This window comes from Rhodophyticola sp. SM2404 (assembly GCF_053570515.1).
On record NZ_JBSEDL010000014.1, the window covers coordinates 2,501 to 5,958 of the forward strand.

General features: G+C 52.5%; 1 tRNA gene and 2 rRNA genes. All 3 read left to right on the forward strand.

The window, feature by feature from the left end:
* The first annotated feature begins 189 nt into the window (after positions 1-189).
* The 3 genes from ACTYEO_RS13990 (at position 190) to ACTYEO_RS14000 (ending at position 3,365) form a co-directional block, all read left to right on the forward strand.
* Positions 190-3,019, forward strand: a 23S ribosomal RNA gene (locus tag ACTYEO_RS13990).
* 80 nt (positions 3,020-3,099) lie between these two features.
* A 5S ribosomal RNA gene (gene rrf / locus ACTYEO_RS13995) occupies positions 3,100-3,214 on the forward strand.
* 74 nt (positions 3,215-3,288) lie between these two features.
* Positions 3,289-3,365: transfer RNA gene (locus ACTYEO_RS14000), tRNA-Met, on the forward strand.
* The last annotated feature ends 93 nt before the right edge of the window (positions 3,366-3,458 follow it).

Here is a 3,458-nt window from a genome sequence, read left to right on the forward strand (position 1 = left end):
TTAGTTTTATGCTGATCAGGCAGTGCGTCCTGATCTGTGGTTTTACCACGCTGCATAAAACTCCAAGTCAAGTACACTAACCAACGCATATCTACGGATATGCAAACATGTCCCTCCAGACGAACCAGATGGAGGGGCGGGAAAAGTGATGCTTTTGATTCCGGATGAAGTCTATCTTCTTCTGGATCAAATCAAGCGCGAAAAGGGCGTTTGGTGGATGCCTTGGCAGTAAGAGGCGATGAAGGACGTGATACCCTGCGATAAGCCATGGGGAGCCGGGAATAGGCTTTGATCCATGGATCTCCGAATGGGGCAACCCACCTGACAGTTTGTTATTGTTGGCTTCGGCCATTCAATAGCGGGCTGAAACAGGTACTTATTACCTGAATACATAGGGTTTTAAGAGCGAACCCGGGGAACTGAAACATCTAAGTACCCGGAGGAAAGGAAATCAATTGATACTCCCCTAGTAGCGGCGAGCGAACGGGGACCAGCCGAGCCTTGAGAGTGACCAGAACTACCTGGAAAGGTAGGCCATAGTGGGTGACAGCCCCGTATGGGAAGCTCAATGGGACGTATTAAGTAGGGCGGAACACGTGAAATTCTGTCTGAAGATCGGAGGACCACCTTCGAAGGCTAAGTACTCCTTACTGACCGATAGTGAACCAGTACCGTGAGGGAAAGGTGAAAAGCACCCCGACGAGGGGAGTGAAACAGTTCCTGAAACCGGACGCCTACAAGCAGTCGGAGGAGCCTCGAGCTCTGACGGCGTACCTTTTGTATAATGGGTCATCGACTTGGTCTCACGAGCAAGCTTAAGCCGATAGGTGTAGGCGCAGCGAAAGCGAGTCTTAATAGGGCGCATGAGTTCGTGGGATCAGACCCGAAACCGAGTGATCTAGCCATGACCAGGATGAAGGTACGGTAACACGTACTGGAGGTCCGAACCCACACCTGTTGAAAAAGGTCGGGATGAGTTGTGGCTAGGGGTGAAAGGCCAATCAAACTCGGAGATAGCTGGTTCTCTGCGAAATCTATTTAGGTAGAGCGTCATCCGAATACCCCGGGGGGTAGAGCACTGGATGGGTAATGGGGCCCCACAGGCTTACTGATCCTAACCAAACTCCGAATACCCGGGAGTACTAGATGGCAGACACACGGCGGATGCTAACGTCCGTCGTGGAGAGGGAAACAACCCTGACCTCCAGCTAAGGCCCCTAATTCATGGCTAAGTGGGAAAGCAGGTGGGACGACCAAAACAACCAGGAGGTTGGCTTAGAAGCAGCCATCCTTTAAAGATAGCGTAACAGCTCACTGGTCTAATTAAGTTGTCCTGCGGCGAAGATGTAACGGGGCTCAAGCCATGAGCCGAAGCTGAGGATGCACATAGTGCATGGTAGCAGAGCGTAGTGTGACATAGTTCCATGTGTCCTTACCCACTTCGGTGGGATTGGACACAAGGAGCTTTCTGTGAAGCCGGGGCGTGAGCCATCCGGTGGAGAGATCACTAGCGAGAATGATGACATGAGTAGCGACAAACAGGGTGAGAGACCCTGTCGCCGAAAGTCCAAGGGTTCCTGCTTAAAGCTAATCTGAGCAGGGTAAGCCGGCCCCTAAGGCGAGGCAGAAATGCGTAGTCGATGGGAACCAGGTTAATATTCCTGGGCCGTGAGGTGGTGACGGATCTCGGGTGTAGTTCATTCTTACTGGATTGAATGGGCTGCTGAGAGGTTCCTGGAAATAGCCCCTCTATAAGACCGTACCCTAAACCGACACAGGTGGACTGGTAGAGAATACCAAGGCGCTTGAGAGAACGATGTTGAAGGAACTCGGCAAAATACCTCCGTAAGTTCGCGAGAAGGAGGCCCAGTTCTAAGGCAACTTGGAGCTGGGGGCACAAACCAGGGGGTGGCGACTGTTTACTAAAAACACAGGGCTCTGCGAAGTCGCAAGACGACGTATAGGGTCTGACGCCTGCCCGGTGCCTGAAGGTTAAAAGGAGGGGTGCAAGCTCCGAATTGAAGCCCAGGTAAACGGCGGCCGTAACTATAACGGTCCTAAGGTAGCGAAATTCCTTGTCGGGTAAGTTCCGACCTGCACGAATGGCGTAACGACTTCCCCGCTGTCTCCAACATCGACTCAGCGAAATTGAATTGCCTGTCAAGATGCAGGCTTCCCGCGGTTAGACGGAAAGACCCCGTGCACCTTTACTACAACTTCAGACTGGCATCAGGCCAAGCATGTGCAGGATAGGTGGTAGGCTTTGAAGCAGGAACGCTAGTTCCCGTGGAGCCTCCCTTGAGATACCACCCTTGCTTTGCTTGATGTCTAACCGCGGCCCGTTATCCGGGTCCGGGACCATCTGTGGTGGGTAGTTTGACTGGGGCGGTCGCCTCCTAAAGAGTAACGGAGGCGCGCGAAGGTTGGCTCAGAGCGGTCGGAAATCGCTCGTTGAGTGCAATGGCAGAAGCCAGCCTGACTGCAAGACTGACAAGTCGAGCAGAGACGAAAGTCGGTCATAGTGATCCGGTGGTCCCGAGTGGAAGGGCCATCGCTCAACGGATAAAAGGTACGCCGGGGATAACAGGCTGATACTGCCCAAGAGTCCATATCGACGGCAGTGTTTGGCACCTCGATGTCGGCTCATCTCATCCTGGGGCTGGAGCAGGTCCCAAGGGTACGGCTGTTCGCCGTTTAAAGAGGTACGTGAGCTGGGTTTAGAACGTCGTGAGACAGTTCGGTCCCTATCTGCCGTGGGTGTAGGATACTTGAGAGGAGTTGCCCCTAGTACGAGAGGACCGGGGTGAACGATCCACTGGTGGACCTGTTGTGGCGCCAGCCGCAGTGCAGGGTAGCTATGATCGGAAAGGATAACCGCTGAAGGCATCTAAGCGGGAAGCCCCCCTCAAAACAAGGTATCCCTGAGAGCCGAGGTAGACCACCTCGTCGATAGGCCGGAGATGTAAGTGCAGTAATGCATTCAGTTGACCGGTACTAATTGCTCGATAGGCTTGATTTGATCCAGTAGAAGAAAGACTTCTACAATCAATCAGCATCACTCAATACATCTTGACTTGGTAAATAGTGTTTCTTTCTCGGTTTGGTGGTCATAGCGTGAGCAAAACACCCGGATCCATTCCGAACCCGGCCGTTAAGTGCCACAGCGCCAATGGTACTGCATCTTAAGGTGTGGGAGAGTAGGTCGCCGCCAAACCTAGTAAGAAACACTAGATCTCTCTAAACGATATCAAAATATCCCAAATAAAATACATAATTGGGATAAAATGGCGCGGGGTGGAGCAGCCCGGTAGCTCGTCAGGCTCATAACCTGAAGGCCGCAGGTTCAAATCCTGCCCCCGCAACCAAAATTTATAACATTATATCAAATGCTTACACACCGCCTCTCGTAGGCGGTTTTTTGCGTTCCACCAACCCGTGGAAGCGCTATGGAAGAAAAA